We start from the raw sequence: 25,277 nt of genomic DNA on the forward strand, positions 1-25,277 counted from the left end.
GGCTGAAAACGTCTCAAAATTGGCGCAGGCGCGAGCCAGCGCAGGGCATGTCCGCCGTTTAGCAGGCTTCGCCGGGGAAGGCAATAAGGATATAAAGAAGTCTTTATATGTTTATATGAACTCGGTCGACGCTTACATTTCTTCGCCGAACTTGTTCTGGATCAGCTGGTCGAGGGCCTCCAGGGCCTCCTCGGCCTGGCTGCCGCTTGCAGAGACGACGACGCTGGAGCCGGGGCTTGCGGCAAGCATCATCAGCCCCATGATCGAAGTGCCGCCGACCGTCATTCCATCCTTCGAGACGGTGATAGCGGCATCGAAGGTCTCGACCATTTGAACGAATTTGGCGGAGGCGCGAGCGTGAAGGCCGCGCTTGTTGATGATGAGGAGTTCCCGGGAAAGCGATGTCATGAGGCGCCGTTATTTTCCGCTGAGCACGCGGCTCGCGACATTGATATATTTCCGCCCGGCTTCGGAAGCCTCCACCAGCGCCTTCTCCATGTTGTTCTCGCCGCGCACGCCGGCGAGCTTGATCAGCATCGGCAGGTTCATGCCGGCAATGACTTCAGTGTGGCCGCTGCTCATGACCGAGATGGCGAGGTTGGACGGCGTGCCGCCGAACATGTCGGTCAGGATGACGACGCCATGGCCGTCGTCGGCACCCGAAACGGCTTGCAGAATGTCCTGCCGTCTCTGGTCCATATCGTCTTCGGGGCCAATACAGACCGTCTCGATAAATTTCTGAGGACCGACGACGTGCTCGACAGCATGGCGAAACTCTTCAGCCAGCTTGCCATGAGTGACAAGCACAAGTCCGATCATGATATTACTGCTCCCATATACGCAAACGGTGGCCCCAATATCGCAATGCAGCAATTACGTCCACCGGTGGGGGCACATCTTGGCCATGAAAAGCCGAAGTGCAAGATAAAAATGCAAATATATAAGGCAGATTGATCAATCTGGACGGCCTCAATCTCCGATATCAGGGGCTTTTGCCATCAGGATTGCAAGCGGTGAAGACACGCCAGTGAGCAACCGCAATGCGGGAAGTGAAAAACCGGCGGAAAGACTGACGATTTCACCCTCGGGGGGAACGCGGTTTTCGCCGGAAGCGCTGCCGGGAAGCACGGCATAATGCATGGCCGCCTGAGGAATATGATGCTGCCGAACGATGCCGGTGCCGCGAAGTTCGATCAGCCCGGCGATCGACGGCGGGCAGGTGGCGATCACCGTGCCGGACTCCCCCGACAGAAGCACCTGATCATCGGCAACGAGCGCGGTGAAGAGCCCGAGGCGTCGCGCCTCGGTCATGCAGGTGAAGGCCAGCATCGATTTCCCCCAGCCCGAGGGGCCGCTGAACAGCAGCCCCGTCCGGCCGACGACGATCGCCGTCGCATGGATGTTGGCGGCCTCCGTCATGTCGCTGGATCGAGGGGCAGGGCGAGGATAAAGCGCGCTCCAAGCACCTGCCCGCTCTCGGCGTCTACGATGTTCTCTGCTCTAAGCGACCCGCCATGCGCCTCGGCGATCTGGCGGCTGATCGACAGGCCGAGGCCCGAATTCTGGCCGAAGCCTTCCGATTCCGGCCGGTCAGTGTAAAAGCGCTCAAAAATACGATCGATGTTTTCCGCCTGGATGCCGGGACCGTTGTCTTCAATGGTGGTGATACAGCGCGATCGTGTCCGCAGCAGCCGCACGGTAATCCTGCCGTCTTTTTCGGGGACGAAGGAGCGGGCGTTCTCGATCAGGTTGGTGACGATCTGGCCGATGCGCAGATCGTGACCATTGACGACGAAGCGCGTCTTGATGTTCGGCTTGCGTTCGACGACATAGTCGATCTCCACCTGCTTCTTGCTGCCTCTGATCTGGCGCGACACCTCGATCAGATCGCGAAGCAGCACCTCCATGTCGATGGAGGCAGCGTCGACGCGTGCGAGTTCGGCATCGAGCCGCGAGGCGTCGGAAATGTCGCTGATCAGGCGATCGAGACGGCGGACATCGTGCTGGATGACGTCAAGGAGCCGTTTCTTGGAATCCTCCGACCTGGCGAGCGGCAGCGTTTCGACGGCGCTTCGCAGCGAGGTCAGCGGGTTCTTGAGCTCGTGGCTGACATCGGCGGCAAAGCTCTCGATCGCGTCGATGCGGTCATAAAGGGCTGTCGTCATCTCGCGCAAGGCGATGGAGAGGTTGCCGATTTCGTCCTGGCGAGCGGAAAAGTCCGGAATTTGCTCACGTGTCTTGGCGCCGCGGCGAACGCGAATGGCGGCTGCCGAAAGACGGCGCAGCGGATTGGCGATCGTCGACGAGAGCACCAGCGACAGCAGTACGTTGACGAGCGTAGCCACACCGAAGACGCGCATGATGGCCAGCCGTTCGGCATGAACGATGTTGTCGATATCGCCCGCCTGCGTCGACAACAGCAGCACGCCGAGTACGGCGCGGAAGCGCTGGATCGGCACGGCGACGGACACGATGAGTTCGCCTTTCTCGGTGGTGCGCACGACCGCGCCGCGCACGCCGGTCAGCGCATTCATCACCTCGGGATAGATCGACCCGTCACCGCCCGGCGCTTCCTTGTAGAGCGGTAGATTGCCAGGCTGCAGCGCCTTGTTGAACAGCGTCGCGAACCAATCGCTCCAGGTCTGCTTCTCTTCCTCGACCGGCGGAAGGTCGAAGCGCAGCACCTGGCCGCGCGAATAGAGGTGACGTGAATCGAGCAGCAGATTGGCGTCGGCATCGAAGATGCGGGCGCGCGTGCGCGTCGGCGAAATCAGCCGGCGCAGGACCGGCGCAACCTTCTCCGGATCGATCGGAAATTCCAGATCCTCGTCATTCGGCACCGGCGTGATGCTCTGGCCGGCCTGCAGCTCGAGCAGCTTCTGCGGATCGATGGTGATCGAGTTCGTATCGACGGATGCCGAGGCCGAAACGGCGCCGGCGATGATCTCGCCCTGCGTCAGAAGGCTTTCGGCGCGGGCATCGATCAAGCCCTCGCGGAACTGGTTGAGATAAAGGATGCCGCCGACGAGCACCACCAGCGCGACGAGATTGAAGAACAGGATGCGCCGCGTCAGGCTCGAAAACACCGCATTGCCGAAGATGCGCCGGATCAGCGTGAAGGGATGCGACCAACGGCGGCCCCGGATGCGACGGGTGCTCACGCCCTCCGCATCGTCTATATCCCTTTCTTGCACCAACTGTGCCAATGACAGGCCCTTTCGAAAGGTTGGGCCGGATAAACCGGCCGGCAACCTTCAAACATTTCCAGCTGTGCCGCTCGGGCTCAAGCTGCTTCGCGGAAGCGGTATCCCACTCCGTAGAGGGTTTCAATCATATCAAAATCGGTATCGACCATCTTGAATTTCTTCCGCAGCCGCTTGATGTGGCTGTCGATGGTCCGGTCGTCGACATAGACCTGTTCGTCATAGGCCGCGTCCATCAGTGCGTCGCGGCTCTTGACGACACCGGGGCGTTGCGCCAGCGAGTGCAGGATCAGGAACTCGGTCACCGTCAATGTCACGGCCTCGCCCTTCCAGGTGCAGGTATGGCGCTCCTGGTCCATGACGAGTTGCCCGCGCTCCAGCGAGCGGGCCTGCTGCACCGCACCGGCCTTCGGCGTACCACTGGGGCTTGTGCCGCCGGCGGCCGCCGCTTCACGGCTTGACGCACGGCGCAGAACGGCGCGGACGCGCTCCACCAGCAGGCGCTGCGAAAACGGCTTGGTTATGAAATCGTCCGCACCCATTTTCAGACCGAACAGCTCGTCGATCTCCTCATCCTTGGAGGTGAGGAAGATGACCGGAATATCCGATTTCTGCCGCAGGCGGCGCAACAGTTCCATGCCGTCCATGCGCGGCATCTTGATATCGAAGATCGCAAGCTGGGGCGGTCGCGCCAGAAGGCCGTCGAGTGCCGAGGCACCGTCCGTATAGGTCTCGACCTTATATCCTTCGGCCTCCAGTGCAATCGACACCGAGGTGAGGATGTTGCGGTCGTCGTCAACGAGCGCGATTGTCGGCATGGTGTTGGTCTCCGTCATCAGTGCGCAATCTCCCGGATTTTGGTCGTCCCCAGGCGGTCTCAATGACCGGATGCGCTTATGGAGGATAAAGGTGGAACAAATTGTGGCAAAGATAAAGGGGAAGATTGTCGTAAAATTCCGCAGCGCTCCTAAGTTGCAGGGCGAAATGTTTCAACGCTGGTCCTTCAAACGATTTAAAAAGAATGAAACAAATTTAAATCGATTAATTATTTGATATTACTATATTTTCTCAGTTTTTGTCTCTTGTCTTTTAAAATTTCTCACCGTATTTTCCCGCTTAGTTTTAACGGCAACGAGCCTGAACAAAGGGAACTAGCCATGGAAAAGTTCGGAGTTCATAACCCGGCAACGGAGCTTGCGACGGTTGGATTGGGCGGCGCAGCCAGCGTCCGCTATAATTTTTCCGCCGCAGCGCTCTATGAAGAAGCGATCCGCCGGGGTGAAGCCGAACTGACCGCTCAAGGTGCGCTTCGGGCCATCACCGGCCAGCATACGGGCCGCTCGCCGCGCGACAAGTTCGTCGTCCGCGACGCCAATACCGATGGCGAAATCTGGTGGGACAACAACAAGCCGCTCTCGCCGAAACACTTCGCCCTGCTGCGCGACGACATGCTGGCGCATGCGGCCGGCAAGGATCTGTTCGTTCAGGACCTCGTTGGCGGCGCCGAAGAAGGTCATGCCCTGCCGACCCGTGTCGTCACCGAATTCGCCTGGCATTCGCTGTTCATCCGCAATCTGCTGATCCGCCCCGAGAGGGCGGCACTGGGCACTTTCGTGCCGAAGCTGACGATCATCGATCTGCCGAGCTTCAAGGCCGATCCGGCGCGCCACGGCTGCCGTTCGGAAACTGTGATCGCCTGCGATCTCACCAACGGTCTCGTTCTCATCGGCGGCACCTCCTATGCGGGCGAAATGAAGAAGTCGGTTTTCACCGTGCTGAACTACCTGCTGCCGGCAAAGGGTGTGATGCCGATGCACTGCTCGGCCAATGTCGGTCCGGACGGTGACGCGGCGGTCTTCTTCGGTCTTTCCGGCACCGGCAAGACGACGCTGTCGGCTGATCCGGCGCGTACGCTGATCGGGGATGACGAGCATGGCTGGAGCGAAAACGGCATCTTCAACTTCGAAGGCGGCTGCTACGCCAAGACCATCCGCCTCTCGGCCGAGGCAGAGCCGGAAATCTACGCAACGACGCAGCGCTTCGGCACCGTGCTTGAAAACGTCGTGCTGGACGATCGCCGCGAGCCTGATTTCGATGACGGTTCGCTGACGGAAAACACCCGTTGCGCCTATCCGATGCATTTCATACCGAACGCTTCGGAAACCGGCCGCGCCGGGCATCCGAGGACGATCATCATGCTGACCGCCGACGCCTTCGGCGTCATGCCGCCGATCGCGCGCCTGACGCCCGATCAGGCGATGTATCACTTCCTTTCCGGCTACACCGCCAAGGTGGCGGGCACCGAAAAGGGGGTCGTCGAGCCGGAAGCGACATTCTCCACCTGCTTCGGCGCGCCATTCATGCCGCGTCACCCGGCCGAATACGGCAACCTGCTCAAGGATCTCATCAGCCGCCACGGCGTCGAGTGCTGGCTTGTCAACACCGGCTGGACCGGCGGCGCTTACGGCACCGGCAAGCGCATGCCGATCAAGGCCACGCGCGCCCTTCTCGCTGCCGCCCTCAGCGGCAAACTCGGTCAGGTCGAATTCCGCGCGGATACGAATTTCGGCTTTGCCGTGCCGGTTTCCGTCGATGGCGTCGACGGCGGCATTCTCGATCCGCGCTCGACCTGGGCCGACAAGGCAGCTTATGATGCGCAGGCTGAAAAGCTGGTGTCGATGTTCATCGCCAACTTCGCCAAGTTCGAGAACCACGTCGATGGCGGCGTCCGCGATGCCGCCCCCGGCGTCAAGGTTGCTGCTGAGTAAGAAGACTAAACTTCTGATTCACGTGAAACCCGGCATCGCAGGATTGCCGGGTTTTCTCGTTGAGGGCCGATGTTTTCAATTGGCGGCCGATATGAGATAGAACGCCGCATGGCCAGCGACGCGCTCTACATCGATGACAGGATTACCATCGCCGGATGGGAACTGACGGAACAGTTCGTTCTGGCGGGCGGCCCTGGTGGGCAGAACGTCAACAAGGTTTCGACGGCGGTCCAGCTGTTCTTCAACATCGCGAATTCGCCTTCCCTCAGTGATCGCGTCAAGGCCAATGCGATCAAGCTTGCCGGCCGGCGTATGTCGAAGGAGGGCGTGCTGATGATCGAGGCGAGCCGCTTTCGCAGCCAGGACCGCAACCGCGAGGATGCGCGCGAGCGGCTGAAGGAACTGATTGTGGAGGCGGCCAAGCCGCCGCCGCCACCGCGCAAGAAGACCAAGCCGACCAAAGGTTCGGTCGAGCGCCGCCTGAAGGAGAAATCCGGCCGCTCGGAAGTCAAGAAAATGCGCGGCCGCCCCGGCGGCGGCGAGTGACATGCCCGAGCTCCTGAACGGCATCCGCCATCTGCCGGGCTATCTCGACCGGGCGAGCCAGGAAGCATTGGTCGAACTGATCCGTGCTGTCGTGGCCGAAGCGCCGCTTTTCATGCCTGGCATGCCCGGCACCGGCAAGCCGATGTCGGTGCGCATGACCAATTGCGGGCCGCTCGGTTGGGTGACCGACAAGGGGCGCGGCTATCGCTATCAGCCGACGCACCCGGAAACGGGTAGGCCCTGGCCCGAGATGCCGCAGCAATTGCTCGACATCTGGAATGATGTTTCGGGTTATGACAAGCCGCCGGAAGCCTGTCTCGTCAATTTCTATTCCGACGACGCCCGCATGGGCCTGCATCAGGACAAGGACGAGCAGGATCTGCACGCCCCTGTCGTGTCGATCTCTCTCGGCAACAGCTGCCTCTTCCGTCTCGGCGGCCTCGACCGCAAAGACCGCACGCTATCTTTCAAGCTTTCGAGCGGCGATCTGATCGTGCTGGGCGGCGAGGGGAGGCTTTGTTACCATGGTGTCGACCGCATCTACCCCGCGACATCGACGCTGTTGAAGAACGGCGGCCGCATCAATCTGACGCTGCGCCGCGTTCGTCTGTGAAAATCGATAGCCTGCTATAGTTTTCTGAGCGCGACCTGTTCGATCAGATGATTCTTGCCCTTTTTCAGGATGAGATCGGCGCGCGGCCGCGTCGGCAGGATGTTCTGGCGCAGATTCTTCAGGTTGATGTTCGTCCAGAGATCTTCGGCGATTTCAAGCGCTTCCGCATCGGTGATTGAGGCGTAGCGATGAAAATAGGAGTTTGGATCGCGGAAGGCGGTTTCCCGCAGCCGCATGAAGCGCGTCACATACCAGTTGTGGATCTGGTCTTCCGCGGCATCGATATAGATCGAAAAGTCGAAGAAGTCGGACACCATCGGCACGATCTTGCCATCGGCCGGCAGGTCGCGCGATTGCAGCACGTTGATGCCTTCGAAGATCAGGATGTCGGGCCGGTCGACGATCTTGTATTCGTCCGGCAGCACGTCGTAGACGAGATGCGAATAACACGGCGCCTTCACATCGGGCCGTCCGGCCTTGATCGCCGAGAGGAAGCGCAGGATCGCGGCCGTATCGTAACTTTCCGGAAAACCCTTGCGCTGCATCAGCTTTTCCCGCTGCAGCACGGCATTCGGGTGAAGGAAACCGTCGGTGGTGACGAGATCGACCTTCGGGCTGGAAGGCCAGCGGCCCAGGAGCTCCTTCAGGATACGGGCCGTGGTCGATTTTCCAACAGCGACCGAGCCGGCGATTCCGATGACGAAGGGCGTCTTCGTCACGTCGGAGAGGCTGAGGAAGCGGTTGCGCTGCTCGAACAGCAGTTGCGAGGATTCGACATGCGACGAGAGCAGACGCGACAGCGAGAGATAGATGCGCCGGACCTCGTCGAGATCGATCGGGTCGCCCATCGAGCGCAGCCGTTTGACCTCGTCTCCGGTCAGCGTAAGCGGCGTGTCCGCCCGAAATTTCGCCCATTGCTCGGAAGAGAAGAAATGGTAGGGCGAATAGGATTCCGACTGGAAGTGATCCAATATCTCCGGCACCCCGATAATCTCAGTCGCGATACTCATGAACTCTGCCGGCTGGCCTTTTCCTTGAGACCGGACTGCGCGGTTCTGCGCTCGAGCTCGGCCATCACATTCTCTAACGGTATTTCAGCAATCTTCAATACGACCAAAAGGTGATAGAGCACGTCGGCGGCTTCATAGGTCAGATTGTCGCGGTCGCCGGTGACCGCTGCCATCACGGCTTCGATTGCCTCTTCACCAAGCTTCTTCGCCGCCTTCGGCTGGCCGGCGGCCACGAGTTTTGCGGTCCAGGAGTGCTCCGGTGAGGCCTTCGACCGCTCTTCGACGATGGTTTCGAGGTCGGAAAGGGAAAATCCGCTCATATCTGCGCTTTCAGATTCAGTCGAGACGCATGTCGATACCGCACTTCGACATATAGTGCTTCGCCTCGCCGACGGAATAGGTGCCGAAGTGGAAGATCGATGCGGCGAGCACGGCATTGGCGTGGCCCTCCTTCACCCCGGCGACGAGATCGTCGAGGTCGCCGACGCCGCCCGAGGCGATCACCGGAACGCGCACCGCATCGGCAATCGTCCGCGTCAGTTCCAGATCATAGCCGACCTTGGTGCCGTCGCGGTCCATCGAGGTGACCAGCAACTCGCCGGCACCGCGCGCCACCATCTTCTGGGCGAACTCAACCGCATCGATGCCGGTCGCGTTGCGGCCGCCATGCGTATAGATCTCCCAGGCGCTGAGATTGTCGCCGCCGACCGCCTGCGTGCGCCGGCGTTTGGCATCGATCGAGACGACGATGCACTGATCGCCGAACTTGTCGGCCGCCTCGGCAACGAAATCGGGATTGCTGACGGCTGCCGAATTGATCGACACCTTGTCGGCGCCGCACAGCAGCAGCTTGCGGATATCGGCGATGGTTCTCACTCCGCCGCCGACGGTCAGCGGCATGAAGCACTGATCGGCCGTGCGCGATACGACATCGAAGATCGTCTCGCGATTGTCCGAGGACGCGGTGATGTCGAGGAAGCAGAGCTCGTCGGCGCCGGCGGCGTCATAGGCCTTCGCCGCTTCGACCGGGTCGCCGGCATCGACGAGATTGAGAAAGTTGACGCCCTTGACGACGCGGCCGTCCTTGACGTCGAGGCAGGGGATGACACGGGCTTTGAGGGTCATTATGCGGTTTCCTTTGCCCTGCTGGCCTTGATCAACGCCAGCGCTTCCGCCGGGTCGATGCGGCCGTCATAGAGCGCACGGCCTGAAATCGCGCCTTCGAGCTTTCGTGCGTCGGGCTGCAGCATGCGCTTGATGTCTTCAATGGAGGCAAGGCCGCCCGAGGCGATGACGGGAATGGAGACGGCATCGGCAAGCTCCAGCGTCGAGCTCCAGTTGATGCCGGTCAGGATGCCGTCGCGGTCGATATCGGTATAGATGATCGCGGCGACGCCGGCGCCCTCGAATTTCCTGGCAAGCTCGATGATGCCGAGTTCCGAAGCCTCGGCCCAACCCTCGACCGCCACCTTGCCGCCCTTGGCGTCGATGCCGACGGCAACCTGGTCCGGAAATTGCCGGCAGGCCTCGATGACCAGATCAGGATTTCTGACCGCGACGGTGCCGAGAATGACGCGCCGCAGTCCGCGAGACAGCCAGGCCTCGATATGAGCGAGCGTACGGATGCCGCCGCCGAGTTGCACCGGATTTTTCGTCGCCTTCAGGATCGCCTCGACGGCGTCGCCATTAGCCGAATGTCCCGCAAAGGCGCCGTCGAGGTCGACCACGTGCAGCCATTCGAAACCCTGCTCTTCGAAGGATTTCGCCTGGGCGGCCGGATCGGTGTTGTAGACCGTCGCCTGCTGCATGTCGCCGAGCTTCAGGCGGACGCATTGGCCGCCCTTCAGGTCGATCGCGGGAAAAAGGATCATGTCGTCTTACGTCCGTAGAGTGATCGCTGTCATCAGCGCATTCCACGCATCTACGATATCCGAGCGGAAAAAGACAGCGGCAATGGCGGCCGCGCTCAAAAGCAGCAGAAGCAGAAGGGTGACGATGAAACCGGCACGCACTTGGCGCCAGAAACCGAGGCGTTTCTTGACCGATTTCTCGATCTCGCGCACCCGCCGCAGCGCGTCGCTGTTGACGGCGGCGAGCCGGATATCAGGCTCCATCGCCTCCACATAGGTTTCGGCATAGCTCGAAAGAATCTGCGAGGCGCGATCGCGCAGCGTGTTGCGCAGGTCGGTGGAGAGATAGTTGCTGGAGACGGCGGCAAGCTCGGCCTCATTGGGCGAACGGCCGGCATTTCGCTTGCGATAGCTGATGACGAAATCGCGCTTTTGCCGCTCGTAGAGCGCGTAGGCGAGCAGCCCGATCAGATCGTCTTCATCTTCGATATAAAATTCCAGCACGGCTTCGGTGATATCGCCGGCGTTGATCCCATTGGCGCGCAGCTGCGAATTCTCATTGCCGGCAAGAAATTCGTGGATCATCGGTCCAGCCTTTCTTTCAATGCCTTGGCCGCGTTCGAAAGCGCTCTTTTATGGAGGGCTTCGTCGACACGGCGAATGATCGTTCCGTCGGGGAGCCGGATGTCCGAGAAGGGAGGCAGACCCTCTCGGGAGGGTCTCAGCATATAGAACACCTTGCCTGATTTCCGCGACTCCGGCATCGAGCGCACTCCTGTTCCGCTCTTTCCATAAAGAGGAAATAAGGCGGAGGTATTACGGGTTCCAGCGCAGGAAATTGGCGATCAGGGCGAGGCCGAGCTTCTGGCTCTTTTCCGGGTGAAACTGGGCACCCACCATGTTGTCGCGCCCGACGAGGGCGGTCATCGGGCCGCCATAATCGACCGTCGCAATGACATCCTCGGCATTTTCGGCGGCAAGATGGTAGGAATGCACGAAATAGGCGTGCAGCCCCTGTGGCCCGGTGGGAATTGCGTCGATGAGCGGATGTTCGCGCTTCAGGTCGAGCGTGTTCCAGCCGATCTGCGGTATCTTCAACGCCGGATCGCCAGGCGTCATCTCAATGACATCGCCGGGAATCCAGCCGAAGCCGTGCGTCACGGTCTTCTCGAGACCGCGTGAGGACATGAGCTGCATGCCGACGCAGATACCGAGGAAGGGCCGCGCCTTCTTCTCGACGGCCTCGATCAGCACCTCCGCCATTCCGGGCACAGCATCGAGACCGTGCCGGCAATCGGCATAAGCACCGACGCCTGGAAGCACGATACGGTCGGCCGCGGCGACGTCCTCTGCCTTATCGGTAAGGTCGATACGGGCATCGATGCCCGCTTCGCGGGCGGCCCGTTCGAAAGCCTTGGTGGCCGAACGTAGATTGCCGGAACCGTAGTCGATAATCGCGACGCGCATCGTCAGCGTCCTCCATCAAAGCCAAAGAGACCAAGCGATGTAGCCTGACCGCGCGAACTGTTTGCACCGGGCTTGTTCTGCCAGTCCGGTACGACGGTGTCGTCATGATCCGCTGCGGCTGGCCCGTCTGAAAAATAAATCTGCTCGGCAATGTCGAGCTTGTCGGCCGCAATGAGTGCGTTCTCGTTCCAACCCTTGGCGGCAAGATCGCGGATGCGCCAGTTCTGACCCTCGAGACCGACGATCATGTTCACGCCAAGCATGATCGCCACTCCCGCTGGCCAGAGGCCCGGTTCATCCATCAGCGCCCCGCCGATCGTCTGCAGCGCGAAAGCCGCGGCCGCATGCAGCCACAGTCGGTGTGCCAGCAGCCAGATCCATGGAAACAGCAACCCGAGGAACGTGAAGCCGTCGCGAATGGTTCGCGTTTCATCGGCAGTGGCGTTCGTAGCGCCGGGCGTCAGGAATATATAGCTGGATGTCATTGTCGCAGCTCCCTGAGGGGCTCAGACGAGCGTGCCCTTCGTCGAGGGAACACGGTCTGCCTGTCTCGGATCGATCTCTGTCGCCGTGCGCAATGCGCGGGCAACTGCCTTGAAGCATGTCTCGGCAATATGGTGGTTGTTGGCGCCATAGTGGTTGAGAACATGCAAGGTGATGCCCGCGTTCTGGGCGAGCGCCTGGAAGAATTCGCGCACGAGTTCCGTGTCGAAGGTGCCGATCTTCGGCGCGCTGAAGGCGACATTCCAGACGAGGAACGGCCGGCCCGAAAGATCGACCGCAGCCTTGGTCATCGTCTCGTCCATGGCAAGATCGATCGAAGCGTAGCGTGTGATGCCCCGGCGGTCGCCGAGCGCTTTCGAGATCGCTTGGCCAATCGCGATGCCTGTGTCCTCGACCGTATGGTGATCGTCGATATGCAGGTCGCCCTTTGCTTCAATCTCCATGTCGATCAGCGAGTGCCGCGAAAGCTGGTCGAGCATATGGTCGAAGAAGCCGACGCCGCTCGAAATCTTCGATTTGCCAGTGCCGTCGAGATTGACGGAAACGGAAATCGACGTCTCGTTGGTCTTGCGGGAAACGCTGCCCGTGCGGCTTGCTGCGGTCTCGGCCATGTGGCCCTCCATCGGAATAAGGCCGTTCCTTATCAGGCGCATCGGCAAATATCCAGAAGCCGGGCAGGAGAAAAGCCCGCCCATTTGCAATCGGCCCCGGCCTGCTTACATAGGGTTCAACAAGGACCGGTATGCGGTTTTATGTAAAGGCCCGCGTCATGGGCAGACAGGTGTTTTATGACAACAATCATTACAGTTCGAAAAGGCGGCAAGGTGGTAATGGCGGGCGATGGTCAGGTGAGCCTCGGCCAGACCGTCATGAAGGGCAACGCCCGCAAGGTGCGACGCATCGGCAAGGGCGAGGTCGTCGCCGGTTTCGCCGGCGCCACGGCTGACGCCTTCACCCTGCTCGAAAGGCTTGAAAAGAAGCTGGAGCAATATCCCGGCCAGCTGATGCGCGCCGCCGTCGAGCTCGCCAAGGACTGGCGCACAGACAAATACCTGCGTAATCTCGAAGCCATGATGCTCGTTGCCGACAAGTCGATCACTCTGGCAATCACCGGCAACGGCGATGTTCTGGAGCCCGAACACGGAACGACGGCGATCGGTTCTGGCGGCAATTTTGCTTTCGCCGCCGCCCGCGCACTGATGGATACCGACAAATCGGCCGAAGAGATCGCCCGGCGCGCCCTCGATATCGCCGCTGACATCTGCGTCTACACCAACCACAGTATCGTGGTGGAATCGCTGGATGTCGAGGTTTGAATTCCAGGCCCTTTGGCTGCTGCCGCGGCTGATCCGTCGCGGCGAATCAACGACGAATTGCGGCCGGGTGCCGATGGCTCCGGACCGCCAGGAGAATGATGCGCTATGACGACCTTTTCCCCCCGCGAGATCGTTTCCGAACTCGACCGCTACATCATCGGCCAGCATGATGCCAAACGCGCCGTCGCGATTGCACTGCGCAATCGCTGGCGTCGCCAGCAGCTCGACCCGAGCCTGCGCGACGAGGTCATGCCGAAAAACATCCTGATGATCGGTCCGACCGGTGTCGGTAAGACGGAGATCTCCCGCCGCTTGGCAAAACTCGCCGGCGCGCCCTTCATTAAGGTCGAAGCCACCAAGTTCACTGAAGTCGGCTATGTCGGCCGTGATGTCGAGCAGATCATCCGCGATCTGGTCGAGGTCGGCATCGGTCTGGTGCGTGAGAAGAAACGGGCAGAGGTGCAAGCCAAGGCGCATGTGAGCGCCGAGGAGCGTGTCCTCGATGCGCTGGTCGGCACCACCGCTTCGCCGGCCACCCGCGAAAGTTTCCGCAAGAAGCTAAGGGATGGCGAACTCGACGACAAGGAAATCGATATCGAGGTGGCCGATGCCGGTTCCGGCATGGGAGGCTTCGAAATACCCGGTATGCCGGGCGCCAATATCGGCGTGCTCAACCTGTCGGAAATGTTCGGCAAGGCGATGGGCGGACGCACCAAGAAGGTGCGCACGACGGTCAAGGCTTCCTATACAGACCTGATCCGCGATGAATCCGATAAGCTGATCGACAATGAGGTGATCCAGCGCGAGGCCGTTCGCTCCACCGAGAATGACGGGATTGTCTTCCTCGACGAAATCGACAAGATCGCCGCTCGCGACGGCGGCATGGGCGCGGGCGTTTCGCGCGAAGGTGTCCAGCGCGACCTGCTGCCGCTTGTCGAAGGCACGACGGTCTCGACCAAGTATGGGCCTGTCAAGACAGACCATATTCTCTTCATCGCCTCCGGCGCCTTCCATGTCTCCAAACCGTCGGATCTTCTGCCCGAATTGCAGGGCCGACTGCCGATCCGTGTCGAGCTGCGCCCGCTGAACAAGGAGGATTTCCGCCGGATCCTGACGGAGACCGAAGCAAGCCTCATCCGCCAGTATCGGGCGCTGATGGAAACTGAAAACCTGAACCTCGACTTCACCGAGGATGCGATCGACGCGCTCGCCGATGTCGCGGTGCATTTGAACTCCTCCGTGGAGAATATCGGCGCACGCCGTCTGCAGACGGTGATGGAGCGGGTCCTGGACGATATTTCCTACAATGCGCCCGATCGGGCCGGGGCAGCCATCACGATCGATGCAGCCTATGTGCGCGAGCATGTCGGCGACCTCGCACAGAATACGGATCTGTCACGCTTCATTCTGTGATATCGGCGCACCGGTTCATGGCTTTACCGATCTGAATGCCGCATTCAGTCGATTCGACTATCGACAGCGGGCCTTTTCCTTTCTAGTGAAGGCCCGTTTTGTTTTCCGCTGCGGCTTTATTCGGCCAAGATTCTGGTCCACTCAGCCGCATCGCGAACAGGACGATGAACGGATGGGATAGCGGATCGTGCGACGCCTTTTGACAAGTCTTTTGATTGCCGTTGCCCTGGTGAATTCGGCGCCTGCATTCGCAATGCAGACGGTGCCGGCCGGCAATCGTCATGCTGAGCAGCCCGATATTCCCGGCGCGTCCGTCCGCCGCACGAAGGGCACCAAAAGCAGCTTCGATCTGAAATATGAGAAGGTCCATGAGCTTCTCGCGACCGATCGCGAGCTCATGGCCAAGATTCGCAAGGTCTCGGGCGCTTACGGCATCAATCCTATCCATGTTATCGGCGCGATCGTCGGCGAGCATACTTACAATGTCGACGCCTACGACCGGCTGCAGGCCTATTACGTCAAGGCCGCCTCCTATGCCGGTGAAAGCTTCCGTTTCGCCTATGACGGCGAAAGCATCGATGATTTCGTGGCGCGGCCCCAATTTGCCGAGTGCAAGGGCAAGAGTGATTCCTATACGCTCTGGGCCTGCCGGGAAGATGTCTGGGAAAGCGATTTCCGCGGCAAAACGGTCGGCGGCGAGAGCTTCCCCAATAACCGCTTCAGCGCGGTCTTCTTCCAGCCCTTCTACGCCGGCCAGACTTTCGGCCTCGGCCAGGTCAACCCCCTGACGGCGCTGATGCTCTCCGATCTCGTCAGCCGCGTCTCCGGTTACCCCAAGCTGAACGAGAAGAATGCCGGCGCCGTCTATAGAGCCATCATGGATCCTGACATCTCGCTCGCCTTCGTCGCCGCCTCGATCCGCAGATCGATCGACGATTACAAGGAGATTGCCGGCATGGATATCTCGGGCAATCCCGGCCTGACGGCAACGCTTTACAACGTCGGCAACTCGCGCCAGCGTGCCGCAGCCCTTGCTTCGAAAAACCGCTCTGCTGGCGCGACCGTCTGGCCGGAAGAGAATTATTACGGCTGGCTGATCAACGACAAGCTGGACGAACTCAAGGGCCTGCTCTAGCTTCAAGCTTGCCGGGAAGGCGTCGATCTTCCCCGAAAGGCTTTGACGATGGACATGCGTCCTGATCCCTTCGTTCCGCCGGCACCGTTGCCGCGCACCGTGCCGCCCAGCCGGTTGGACATCATCCGCATCATTCTGCGCAACCCGCTCGAACTCTGGGGTGAGCCCTCTTATACTCTGCCCTGGATCAAGACGAGTTTCTTCGGGCAGCACACCCTCATTGTCAACGATCCCGGCCTGATTAAGCACGTGTTGGTCGACAATGCTGGCAATTACCGCATGTCTGATATTCGCCAGCTGGTGCTGCGGCCGATCCTGCGCGACGGTCTGCTGACGGCGGAAGGCCAGGTCTGGAAGCGGTCGCGAAAGGCGGTTGCCCCGGTCTTCACGCCGCGACACGCCAAAGGTTTTGCCGGCCAGATGCTGCGGCAATCGGAAGATTTTGTCCGGAAATACACGGGCGCCGATGCGGCTGGCCAGGTCTTCGATATCGCCACCGACATGACCGACCTCACCTTTGCGATTCTTGCTGAAACCCTCTTTTCCGGCGAAATCGTCTCGTCGAGCGGTCATTTCGCCGACGACGTCAACCAGCTTCTCCACCGCATGGGCCGGGTCGACCCGATGGACCTGCTGCGGGCGCCTTCCTGGGTGCCGCGTCTCACCCGCATCGGCGGCCAGAAGGTGCTGGAGAAATTCAGGGCGATCGTTCGCGACACCATGGATATGCGTCTGGCGAAAATGAAGGCCAATCGTGCCGCCGCACCGGAAGATTTTCTGACGCTGCTCCTGGAACAGGCGGGCCCCGATGGCCTGACCAAAGAGGAGATCGAGGACAATATCCTGACCTTCATCGGCGCCGGGCACGAGACGACCGCGCGTGCGCTGGCCTGGACCCTTTATTGTGTCGCCAACAGTCCGCATATCCGCGAGGCGATGGAAGCGGAAATCGACGCTGTTCTGGCAACCGGCGCCGAGCCGGTGGAATGGCTGGATCTGATGCCGGTGACGCGGGCAGCCTTTGAAGAGGCTCTCAGACTTTATCCGCCGGCCCCTTCGATCAATCGCGCCGCCATCGCCGATGATCTATGGACGAATGCCAAGGGCGAAAAGGTCGAAATACCGGCCGAAATTACCGTGCTCATCATGCCGTGGACGCTGCATCGCCACGAACTTTATTGGGAAAAGCCGCGCGCCTACATGCCGGAACGATTCCTGCCGGAAAACCGCGGCAGCATCGGCCGCTTCCAGTTTCTGCCGTTCGGCGCCGGCCCGCGCGTCTGCATCGGCGCGACTTTTGCGCTGCAGGAGGCGGTGATCGCGCTGGCCGTGATGATGCACCGTTTCCGTTTTGATCAGACGGAAACCACTAATCCCTGGCCGGTTCAGAAGCTGACGACTCAGCCGCAGAACGGACTTCCCATGCGCGTGACGTCGCGCATAATTTCCCGAACGGCATAAATCTTTCGAACTATTGCAGAATTGACTGTGAATGAAAGCCGGGCAAAGTGGCAGCATTCACAGGCGTTGCCAGGGAGACTATCGCATGAGCCGCATTGATAAGAACGGTCTTGCCATTGAAACCGTCCTACACGATTTCCTGACGCAGGAGGCTCTGCCGGGTCTGGCGATCGATGCGGACAGGTTCTTTGCCGATTTTTCGGCGATCGTCCACGATCTCGCCCCGCGCAATCGCGCGCTGCTCGCTAAACGCGACGAGCTGCAGACGAAGATCGATGATTGGTATCGCCAGCATGGCGCCCCGCCGGATATGGACGAATATCAGTCCTTTCTCCGCAGCATCGGCTACCTCCTTCCGGAAGGATCGGACTTCCAGGTCTCGACCGAAAACGTCGATCCCGAGATCGCTTCGATCGCTGGTCCGCAGCTCGTCGTTCCCGTGATGAATGCCCGTTATGCCCTGAACGCCGCAAATGCCCGCTGGGGCTCGCTCTATGACGCGCTCTATGGCACTGACGCCATTCCCGAGAGCGACGGCGCCGAGAAGGGCAAGGGTTACAGTCCAAAGCGCGGCGAAAAGGTCATCGCCTGGGTGCGAGATTTCCTCGATACTGCGGCGCCGCTGCAGGACAGCAGCTGGAAGGATGTCGGTAGCTTCGCCGTCAAGGACGGAACGCTCGCCGTCAAATCGGTCGACGGCGAGCAGACAAGGCTCGGGGATGGGGGGCATTTTGCCGGTTATCGCGGTGATGCCGCGGCGCCGACCCATATTCTGCTGAAGAACAACGGCATCCATATCGACATCGTCATCGACCCGACTACGGCGATCGGCAAGGCCGATCCGGCCCATATTTCCGATGTCTGGCTGGAATCGGCGATCACCACGATCATGGACTGCGAGGATTCGATTGCCGCCGTCGACGCCGAGGACAAGGTCGTCGTATATCGCAACTGGCTCGGCCTGATGAAGGGCGATCTGCAGGAAGAAGTAGCGAAGGGCGGAACGAGCTTCATCCGTAAGCTCAATCCGGATCTGGAGTATGTCGGTTCTGATGGCGCCCGCTTCGAGGTGCATTGCCGCTCGCTGATGCTGGTGCGCAACGTCGGCCATCTCATGACCAATCCGGCGATCCTCGACAAGGACGGCAACGAAGTGCCTGAGGGCATCATGGATGCCGTCATCACTAGCCTGATCGCGCTTTACGATATCGGCCCGTCTGGGCGGAAGAAGAATTCGCGCAGCGGCTCCATGTATGTGGTCAAGCCGAAGATGCATGGGCCGGAAGAGGTCGCCTTCGCGGTCGAGATCTTCTCGCGGGTCGAAGACATGCTCGGCATGGCGCGCAACACCATCAAGATGGGCATCATGGACGAGGAGCGGCGCACCACGGTCAATCTCAAGGAATGCATCCGCGCCGCCCGTGAGCGTGTTGTCTTCATCAATACCGGCTTCCTCGACCGTACCGGCGACGAGATCCACACCTCGATGGAAGCCGGTCCGATGATTCGCAAGGGCGATATGCGCCAGGCAGCCTGGATTTCCGCCTACGAGAACTGGAACGTCGATATCGGGCTGGAATGCGGCCTCTCCGGCCACGCCCAGATCGGCAAGGGCATGTGGGCGATGCCGGATCTGATGGCGGCGATGTTGGAACAGAAGATCGCCCATCCGAAGGCCGGCGCAAACACCGCCTGGGTTCCCTCGCCGACGGCGGCGACCCTACATGCCACCCATTATCACCGCGTCAACGTCGCCAAGGTCCAGCAGGGGCTGAAGGACCGGGCTCGCGCCCGGCTTTCCGACATTCTCTCCGTGCCGGTTGCCGTGCGGCCGAACTGGACGGCGGAAGAGATCCAGCGAGAACTCGACAACAACGCACAGGGTATCCTTGGCTATGTCGTGCGCTGGGTCGATCAGGGCGTCGGTTGCTCGAAGGTGCCTGATATCAACAATGTCGGCCTGATGGAGGACCGCGCGACATTGCGCATTTCCGCCCAGCACATGGCGAATTGGCTGCACCACCAGGTGGTCACCGAAGCTCAGATCGTCGAAACGATGAAACGCATGGCCGCCATCGTCGATCGGCAGAACGAGTCCGATCCGGCCTATCAGCCGATGGCTGGCAATTTCGACCACTCGATCGCTTTCCAGGCCGCTCTCGATCTCGTGCTAAAGGGCAGGGAGCAGCCGAACGGCTACACCGAACCGGTGCTTCACCGCCGCCGCCTTGAGCTCAAGGCGAAGCAGACCGCTTAAGGGTAAAGAATACAAAAGGGCCGCCGAACGACAGTCCGGCGGCCTTTTTTATACCGAATTCGCTATCTAGCTTACTGGATGACGATGACCTTGGAGGTCGCCTTGCCGGGACGCACGCGGCTATAGAGGTCGATGACGTCCTGGTTCATCAGGCGAATGCAGCCCGAGGATGCGGCGGTGCCGATCGAAGCCCATTCCGGGGTGCCGTGCAGGCGGAAGAGCGTGTCCTTGCCGTCCTCGTTGAAGAGATACATGGCGCGCGCGCCGAGTGGATTGCTGAGGCCCGGGCCCATGCCGTCTTCGACATATTTGGCGACGTCGGGCCGCCGGACGGCCATCTCCTTCGGCGGGTGCCAGGTCGGCCATTCTTGCTTCCAGGCGACGTAGGCGGTGCCGGCCCATGCGAAGCCCTGTTTGCCGACGCCGATGCCGTAACGCATCGCCTTGCCGTTTGGCAGGATGTAATAGAGGAAGCGCTCGCGCGTGTTGACGATGATCGTTCCCGGACGTTCGGTGGTCTCGTAGCTGACGACCTGGCGGCGGAATTGCGGCTTGACCCTGTCGATCGGGATCGCCGGCAGGGAGTACCCTGCATCCTTCGTCACGCCATAGGCGTCATTGAAGATTTGTGCCGTCTGCACCGTGGGGCCTGCGCCCTTGTTGTCGACGGAGGCGCTGTCTGAGGTCGTGGAGCAACCGGCCAGAGCGATCGTCGTCAATAGGCCAAATACAGGGAATGCATTGCGGATGCGCATGAATGACTCTTGAAAGTTTTGGGCGAGGAGAAGGTCTTTCGACCATCGTTGATTATGGTTTATTTTCGATTAACTTGCGCTTTGCAAGGCTGCTGTGGCGCGACGATTTCGTCTGCAGCGCAAATTAAAAGCGCATGGTTTTTTTGCAACAAAAGGCCCGGCTTGGCGACGGTTATCCATGACGATTTTGAGCGTTTACAATAACAATCCGTTAATCGATGGCCGGCAATCGGACAGGGCCATGATGGTGCGGCGCGGGACGCAGATCTTGCTGCACGAAATGCGCCATGCCGTGCTGCCGGAACTGCCGCTTGCCAGCGGCCGCCGTGCCGATCTGATCACGCTTTCGGAGAAGGGCGAAGTCTGGATTATCGAAATCAAGACATCGATCGAGGATTTCCGGGTGGATCGGAAATGGCCGGAATACAGGCTGCATTGCGACCGGCTGTTCTTTGCGACTCACGAAGGCGTGCCGCTCGAGATCTTTCCCGAGGAATGCGGGCTTTTCCTCTCGGATGGCTATGGCGCCCACATGATTCGCGAGGCGCCGGAACACCGCATGGCGCCTGCGACGCGCAAATCCGTCACGCTCGGTTTTTCGCGCGCCGCCGCGCAAAGGCTGATGATGGCCGAATGGGCAAACGGAAAGCCTTTTACCGTGGATGATGCCTGACGGACGTTTCGCCTATTTCGGCGCGCGTTTGGCAAGGATGCGCTGCAGCGTTCGCCGATGCATGTTGAGCCGGCGCGCCGTTTCTGAAACATTGCGCTCGCACATTTCATAGACCCGCTGGATGTGTTCCCAGCGCACCCGATCGGCCGACATCGGGTTCTCGGGAAGCTCCGCCTTTTCGCCCGGTCGCTGCGTCAGCGCTGAAAAGACATCATCGGCATCCGCTGGCTTGGCCAGATAATCGACGGCTCCGAGTTTTACGGCCGTCACCGCTGTTGCGATATTGCCGTAGCCGGTCAGCACGATGATCCGGGTGTCGTCGCGACGCTGCCGGATCGCTTCGATGACGTCGAGCCCGTTCCCGTCGCCGAGGCGAAGGTCGACTACAGCATATTTCGGCGGCCTGCTCTTCGATTTCGCAACGCCCTCCGCCACTGATTCGGCCGTCTCCACCTGAAAGCCGCGTGTCTCCATCGCCCGTGCGAGACGGCGCAGGAATGGCCCGTCATCGTCGACGATTAGCAGACTGGCATCGGGCCCGATATGGTCTTCATCCGATGCGGCGAAATTTCCGTGATTCTGTTCTGTCATCGTCTCGGGTCCCGGCGGCTGAACGTCTGATCTTGATCAACCGTTTTCATTCTACTTATGCCCACAAAGTCATTTTGTCGAATTTGCGTCGATCAACATCCGCGGCCATTCGATGCGGATGCGCGCGCCAGCTCTTTCCGGCTCGCGGTTCTCGAAGACCAGCGATGCGCCCGAGCGCTCCAGCAGCGTCTTCGCGATGAAAAGTCCGAGCCCGAGGCCGCCGGCCGTATCTTCCTTCTGCCGCTTGGTCACATAGGGCTCGCCGATTCGCGTCAGGATGTCAGGCGAATAACCATTGCCGTCGTCCTCGATGACGATCAGCACTTTATCGTGATCGTGCTCGACGGTGACGGTCACTTTCTCCCTGGCATAATCGACCGCATTTTCGATGAGATTTCCGAGTCCGTACATGATGCCGGCATTGCGGTCGGTGACCGGTTCGCTCTTGCGCGGGCTTTTTTCGATGAGTTCGAGCGCGATTCCGAATTCCCGGTGCGGCGCAACGACCTCTTCGATCATCGAGGAAAGCGGCAACCGGCGCATATGCGCCTCGTCTTCGGAGGAGAGCGTCGTCAGCCGCCGCAGAATGTCGCGGCAGCGTTCGCTCTGGCTTCGCAGCAGCATGACGTCCTCGCGGAAGCGATCATCGTCCTTGAGCTCGCGCTCCATTTCCTTGGCGACAACGCTGATCGTGGCAAGTGGCGTGCCGAGCTCATGAGCGGCGGCCGCAGCCAAGCCGTCGAGCTGCGAAAGATGCTTTTCCCGCTGCAGCACCAGTTCGGTCGCGGCCAGCGCATCGGCAAGCTGGCTCGCTTCCATCGAGACGCGATAGGCATAGAAGGCGGCAAAGGCCATCGTCGAGGCGATCGAACACCAGACGCCGAACTGCATGACAGTGTGGACGTTGATCTCGGCTCCGTCGAACCAGGGCAGCGGGAAAGGCGAGAAGGCAAGCACCGTAACGCAGACCATCGCAATACCGATCAATGCTGTGCTGTAGCGGATCGGCTGCGAGGCAAAGGAGATGATGACTGGCACGCAGACGAGTGCGGCGAAGGGATTGGCAAGGCCGCCGGTGATGAAGAGCAGCGCGCAGAGTTGCAGCAGGTCGAAGCCGAGCAGCGCGAAGGCGGCCGGCGGCCCCAGCCGATGGGTCGGCGGATAGCGGATCGTCAGATAGAAATTCACCCCGGCAAGAGCAGCGATCAGCGAAGAGCTGGCGATCAGCGGCAAGGGAAATTTCAGCCAGAAGGCCACTATGAACACTGTCAGCGCCTGGCCGCCAACGGCAAGCCAGCGCAGCCGCACCAGCGTCTGCAGACGCAGCCTGCGGCTGCTGTGCCTGTCTCCCAGCGTTTGGCTTTCCGTCTTGTCGATCACGCCGGGCTTGTCGATCATGCCGGGGCTCCTTGATGGTTCTCATGTACCACGTGGTTTTGCCCGTGTCGTCGGCAACGCTTCTTCCGGCCGTTCCGGCCAGGGATGGCGGGGATAGCGCCCGCGCATCTCGGCACGTACGTCCTTCCATGAGCCGGCCCAGAAGCCAGGCAGGTCGCGTGTCGTCTGGATCGGCCGATGCGCCGGCGACGTCAGCTCCAGGAGCAGCGGCAGGCGGCCTCCGGCGATCGCCGGGTGCTGCCGGAGCCCGAAAAGCTCTTGCACGCGGATCGTCAGGACCGGCTCCTCGCCCTCATATTGAATCGGATGCCTTTGGCCCGTCGGCGCCTCGAAATGCGTCGGGGCGAGCCGGCTAAGATCGCGCTGCAGCTCGTGCGGCACCAGCGACATCAGTCCGTTCGAAAGCCCTGCCGCGGAAATCTCCGAGAGGCTTCGGGCGTCTTCCTGGAAGGGAGCGAACCAGTCCTCCATTCGCGAAAGCAGAGCGGTGTCGCTGACGTCGGGCCAGGGGTCGCCGATCGTTCTGTGAAGGAACCCGATCCGCTCACGCAGCTGGATGGCGTCCTTCGAGAAGGCAAGTTGATCGAGCCCGATTTCGCGCACGCCTTCCATCAGCGCCCGGGTGACGGCCGCCCCCGAAGGACGCGGCAAGGGGGTCTCGTCGAAGACGATTGCGCCGAGCCGGGTTGCCCGCCGCGCCCGCACTTGTCGGCTCTGTCGGTCGAAGAATATCTGATCGTCGGTTTTGATTTCGCCGGGCAATTCGGCTTCGATATCGCCGCGCGTCACTTCGGCCGCCGCCAGGATCCGCGCCTGCGCCGCCCGGCCGGTGAGATCGGCGATCACAAGCATCTGGCTACCGGCGAGCCTCTCGGTCTCCGGCAGCTCGGCTCCCCGACCGTTCGCCATCACGAATCGCCCGCGCCCGCCCCGCTGAAGCGCGATTCGATCCGGGAAAGCGTGCAGCAGAAGCTGGCCCGCAAGCGCCGGCGCCGTTGCGGCAATCCTGTCGAGCCCGCTCGCCAACCGCGCCGCGAGCCGCCGCGAGGCTTCCGCTCTTTCGCCGCGCTCGGCCTTGAAGCGCCGCAGCCGCTCCTCGATATCAAGGCTCGTTCCGCCAAGTCCCTGTTCGGTCAGGAGCACGGCGATCGATGCCGCATCGCGTGCATGCCCCGATTCGCCCGTCGAGACGACCATCGCGGCAAGCCGTGGCGGCAGGGCGAGATCGCGCATCACCTTGCCGCGCGACGTCAACGCACCGTCCTTGTCGAGCGCGCCGAGCTGGCCAAGCAGAACCCGCGCTTCCTTAAGCGTCGTTTCCGGCGGTTGATCGACAAAGGCCAGCGACCGCGGATCCTGCACACCCCAGTGCGCGAGATCGAGCACCAGCCCGGAAAGATCGCTGGAAAGGATCTGCGGCGGCGTGAAGGCCGGCAGTGCCGCCGTCTGTCCCTGGTGCCACAGCCTGACGGCGATGCCCGGTGCCGTTCGCCCGGCGCGGCCAGCCCGCTGATCGGCGGAAGCGCGCGACACGCGCACCGTCTCGAGCCGCGTGATACCGGTCGATGCTTCGAATACCGGCAGGCGCTGCAACCCGCTGTCGATCACGATCCTCACGCCGTCGATGGTGATCGATGTTTCGGCAATCGACGTCGCGAGAACAATCTTGCGCGTGCCGGTGGGTGCCGGTCGGATCGCGGCATCCTGCTCCTTCTGGCCGAGGTTGCCATAGAGCGGCGCAATCAGCGTTTCGGGCCCGAATCGTCTCTGCAGCCGCTCCGCCGTCCGCGTGATTTCCGCCTGGCCGGGCAGGAAAGCGAGGATCGAGCCGGTTTCGTTGGCATGCGCCTCGATAATCGCCCGTGTCACGGCATCGTCGATGCGTTCGTTGCCCGGCCGGTCCTGGTAACGGATATCGATGGGAAAGCTGCGTCCCAGGCTTTCGATGACAGGTGGATCCTGGAGCAGGGCGGCCACACGTTCGACGTCGAGCGTCGCCGACATCACAAGGATACGCAGATCCTCGCGCAGGGCGGATTGGACGTCGAGCGCCAGCGCCAGCCCGAAATCGGCATCGAGCGAACGCTCGTGGAATTCGTCGAAGATCACGGCCGAGATTCCGGCAAGCTCCGGATCGTCGAGAACCATCCGGGCAAAAACCCCTTCCGTCACCACTTCAATCCGCGTCCCTGCCGATATCCTGTTGTCGAGGCGCATGCGGTAGCCGACTGTTTCGCCGACCTGCTCTCCAAGCAGCGATGCCATCCGGCTTGCCGCCGCTCGCGCTGCCAGACGCCGCGGCTCCAGCAGAATAATT

General features: G+C 61.0%; 27 protein-coding genes (1 of these 27 cut by a window edge). 9 read left to right on the top strand and 18 right to left on the bottom strand.

The genetic code is table 11. The annotated features are described in order from the left end of the window. Window positions 1-132: 132 nt before the first annotated feature. The 5 genes from J2J98_RS00160 to J2J98_RS00180 form a co-directional block, all read right to left on the bottom strand. On the bottom strand, window positions 133-408 hold the full coding sequence (locus J2J98_RS00160) for an HPr family phosphocarrier protein (RefSeq protein ID WP_064708186.1): 276 nt from the start codon (window positions 406-408) through the stop codon (window positions 133-135). Between the two features lie 9 nt (window positions 409-417). Continuing rightward, the gene (locus J2J98_RS00165) at window positions 418-819 is read right to left on the bottom strand and encodes a PTS sugar transporter subunit IIA (protein ID WP_011423437.1); all 402 of its coding nucleotides are present in this window, start codon (window positions 817-819) and stop codon (window positions 418-420) included. Between the two features lie 150 nt (window positions 820-969). After that, the gene (locus tag J2J98_RS00170; RefSeq protein WP_064708187.1) at window positions 970-1,419 is read right to left on the bottom strand and encodes an HPr kinase/phosphorylase; all 450 of its coding nucleotides are present in this window, start codon (window positions 1,417-1,419) and stop codon (window positions 970-972) included. Further along, window positions 1,416-3,206: a sensor histidine kinase gene (locus J2J98_RS00175; protein ID WP_064708188.1), complete on the bottom strand. Its 1,791-nt coding sequence runs from the start codon at window positions 3,204-3,206 to the stop codon at window positions 1,416-1,418. Before J2J98_RS00175 ends, J2J98_RS00170 begins: the two co-directional genes overlap by 4 nt. Window positions 3,207-3,283: 77 nt before the next feature. After that, complete coding sequence (locus J2J98_RS00180) at window positions 3,284-4,021, bottom strand: response regulator transcription factor (RefSeq protein ID WP_190233656.1); 738 nt, start codon at window positions 4,019-4,021, stop codon at window positions 3,284-3,286. A 339-nt stretch (window positions 4,022-4,360) separates the two neighbouring features. Between J2J98_RS00180 and J2J98_RS00185 the strand changes: the two genes are divergently transcribed. The 3 genes from J2J98_RS00185 (at window position 4,361) to J2J98_RS00195 (ending at window position 7,130) form a co-directional block, all read left to right on the top strand. Next, entirely contained in the window at window positions 4,361-5,971 is a 1,611-nt protein-coding gene (locus J2J98_RS00185; RefSeq protein ID WP_207602029.1) for a phosphoenolpyruvate carboxykinase, read from the top strand. A gap of 108 nt (window positions 5,972-6,079) precedes the next feature. Next, window positions 6,080-6,517 carry an alternative ribosome rescue aminoacyl-tRNA hydrolase ArfB gene (arfB, locus tag J2J98_RS00190; RefSeq protein WP_064708245.1) on the top strand — a complete coding sequence of 146 codons (438 nt, stop codon included), beginning with the start codon at window positions 6,080-6,082 and terminating at the stop codon, window positions 6,515-6,517. A gap of 1 nt (window position 6,518) precedes the next feature. Continuing rightward, window positions 6,519-7,130: an alpha-ketoglutarate-dependent dioxygenase AlkB gene (locus J2J98_RS00195; RefSeq protein WP_207602030.1), complete on the top strand. Its 612-nt coding sequence runs from the start codon at window positions 6,519-6,521 to the stop codon at window positions 7,128-7,130. 14 nt (window positions 7,131-7,144) lie between these two features. Here the strand turns inward: J2J98_RS00195 and coaA are convergent, their stop codons facing one another. Genes coaA through hisB form a run of 9 tightly spaced genes read right to left on the bottom strand, consistent with a single transcriptional unit; the run spans window position 7,145 to window position 12,572 of the window. Continuing rightward, complete coding sequence (gene coaA / locus J2J98_RS00200; protein ID WP_207602031.1) at window positions 7,145-8,140, bottom strand: type I pantothenate kinase; 996 nt, start codon at window positions 8,138-8,140, stop codon at window positions 7,145-7,147. Next, window positions 8,137-8,460, bottom strand: coding sequence for a phosphoribosyl-ATP diphosphatase (locus J2J98_RS00205; protein WP_207602032.1), 324 nt, complete (start codon window positions 8,458-8,460; stop codon window positions 8,137-8,139). The genes coaA and J2J98_RS00205 overlap by 4 nt, the downstream gene beginning before the upstream one ends. 16 nt (window positions 8,461-8,476) lie before the next feature. Then, a complete protein-coding gene (gene hisF / locus J2J98_RS00210; RefSeq protein ID WP_064708193.1) occupies window positions 8,477-9,265 on the bottom strand; it encodes an imidazole glycerol phosphate synthase subunit HisF in 789 nt (262 codons plus the stop codon). Then, window positions 9,265-10,011: a 1-(5-phosphoribosyl)-5-[(5-phosphoribosylamino)methylideneamino]imidazole-4-carboxamide isomerase gene (hisA, locus tag J2J98_RS00215; protein ID WP_207602033.1), complete on the bottom strand. Its 747-nt coding sequence runs from the start codon at window positions 10,009-10,011 to the stop codon at window positions 9,265-9,267. The genes hisF and hisA overlap by 1 nt, the downstream gene beginning before the upstream one ends. 6 nt (window positions 10,012-10,017) lie before the next feature. Then, window positions 10,018-10,575 (bottom strand): hypothetical protein, encoded by a 558-nt coding sequence (locus tag J2J98_RS00220; RefSeq protein ID WP_064708195.1) that lies wholly within the window; start codon window positions 10,573-10,575, stop codon window positions 10,018-10,020. After that, window positions 10,572-10,754 carry a hypothetical protein gene (locus J2J98_RS00225; RefSeq protein WP_064708196.1) on the bottom strand — a complete coding sequence of 61 codons (183 nt, stop codon included), beginning with the start codon at window positions 10,752-10,754 and terminating at the stop codon, window positions 10,572-10,574. Before J2J98_RS00225 ends, J2J98_RS00220 begins: the two co-directional genes overlap by 4 nt. A gap of 52 nt (window positions 10,755-10,806) precedes the next feature. Then, window positions 10,807-11,457: an imidazole glycerol phosphate synthase subunit HisH gene (hisH, locus tag J2J98_RS00230; protein ID WP_064708197.1), complete on the bottom strand. Its 651-nt coding sequence runs from the start codon at window positions 11,455-11,457 to the stop codon at window positions 10,807-10,809. 2 nt (window positions 11,458-11,459) lie between these two features. Further along, complete coding sequence (locus J2J98_RS00235) at window positions 11,460-11,942, bottom strand: DUF2628 domain-containing protein (protein WP_207602034.1); 483 nt, start codon at window positions 11,940-11,942, stop codon at window positions 11,460-11,462. A 21-nt stretch (window positions 11,943-11,963) separates the two neighbouring features. After that, entirely contained in the window at window positions 11,964-12,572 is a 609-nt protein-coding gene (gene hisB, locus J2J98_RS00240; RefSeq protein WP_064708246.1) for an imidazoleglycerol-phosphate dehydratase HisB, read from the bottom strand. Between the two features lie 177 nt (window positions 12,573-12,749). Between hisB and hslV the strand changes: the two genes are divergently transcribed. The 5 genes from hslV (at window position 12,750) to J2J98_RS00265 (ending at window position 19,543) form a co-directional block, all read left to right on the top strand. Further along, window positions 12,750-13,277 carry an ATP-dependent protease subunit HslV gene (gene hslV, locus J2J98_RS00245; RefSeq protein WP_207602035.1) on the top strand — a complete coding sequence of 176 codons (528 nt, stop codon included), beginning with the start codon at window positions 12,750-12,752 and terminating at the stop codon, window positions 13,275-13,277. A 105-nt stretch (window positions 13,278-13,382) separates the two neighbouring features. Further along, entirely contained in the window at window positions 13,383-14,690 is a 1,308-nt protein-coding gene (gene hslU, locus J2J98_RS00250; RefSeq protein ID WP_064708200.1) for an ATP-dependent protease ATPase subunit HslU, read from the top strand. Between the two features lie 187 nt (window positions 14,691-14,877). Then, window positions 14,878-15,825, top strand: coding sequence for a DUF1402 family protein (locus J2J98_RS00255; protein ID WP_207602036.1), 948 nt, complete (start codon window positions 14,878-14,880; stop codon window positions 15,823-15,825). 48 nt (window positions 15,826-15,873) lie between these two features. Continuing rightward, window positions 15,874-17,286, top strand: coding sequence for a cytochrome P450 (locus tag J2J98_RS00260; RefSeq protein ID WP_207602037.1), 1,413 nt, complete (start codon window positions 15,874-15,876; stop codon window positions 17,284-17,286). 85 nt (window positions 17,287-17,371) lie between these two features. Beyond that, window positions 17,372-19,543: a malate synthase G gene (locus J2J98_RS00265; RefSeq protein ID WP_207602038.1), complete on the top strand. Its 2,172-nt coding sequence runs from the start codon at window positions 17,372-17,374 to the stop codon at window positions 19,541-19,543. A 71-nt stretch (window positions 19,544-19,614) separates the two neighbouring features. On the opposite strand, the gene J2J98_RS00270 is transcribed toward J2J98_RS00265, so the two are convergent. Next, window positions 19,615-20,298, bottom strand: a complete 684-nt coding sequence (locus J2J98_RS00270) for a L,D-transpeptidase (RefSeq protein ID WP_064712439.1) — start codon at window positions 20,296-20,298, stop codon at window positions 19,615-19,617. A gap of 178 nt (window positions 20,299-20,476) precedes the next feature. Here J2J98_RS00270 and J2J98_RS00275 point away from each other — a divergent pair, with 178 nt between their 5' ends. Then, window positions 20,477-20,971: an MmcB family DNA repair protein gene (locus tag J2J98_RS00275; RefSeq protein ID WP_138396308.1), complete on the top strand. Its 495-nt coding sequence runs from the start codon at window positions 20,477-20,479 to the stop codon at window positions 20,969-20,971. 12 nt (window positions 20,972-20,983) lie between these two features. On the opposite strand, the gene J2J98_RS00280 is transcribed toward J2J98_RS00275, so the two are convergent. The 3 genes from J2J98_RS00280 to hrpB form a co-directional block, all read right to left on the bottom strand. Beyond that, a complete protein-coding gene (locus J2J98_RS00280; RefSeq protein WP_138396309.1) occupies window positions 20,984-21,562 on the bottom strand; it encodes an ActR/PrrA/RegA family redox response regulator transcription factor in 579 nt (192 codons plus the stop codon). 69 nt (window positions 21,563-21,631) lie between these two features. Further along, window positions 21,632-22,960 carry an ActS/PrrB/RegB family redox-sensitive histidine kinase gene (locus tag J2J98_RS00285; protein WP_138396310.1) on the bottom strand — a complete coding sequence of 443 codons (1,329 nt, stop codon included), beginning with the start codon at window positions 22,958-22,960 and terminating at the stop codon, window positions 21,632-21,634. A 21-nt stretch (window positions 22,961-22,981) separates the two neighbouring features. Beyond that, on the bottom strand, window positions 22,982-25,277 hold the 3' portion of the coding sequence (hrpB, locus tag J2J98_RS00290; protein WP_207602039.1) for an ATP-dependent helicase HrpB. 170 nt of this gene lie beyond the right edge of the window; 2,296 of the gene's 2,466 nt are visible here — the last part of the coding sequence; its start codon lies beyond the right edge, outside the window — the gene reads right to left on this strand; it ends in the stop codon at window positions 22,982-22,984.

The organism is Rhizobium bangladeshense, from assembly GCF_017357245.1.
Taxonomy (GTDB): domain Bacteria; phylum Pseudomonadota; class Alphaproteobacteria; order Rhizobiales; family Rhizobiaceae; genus Rhizobium; species Rhizobium bangladeshense.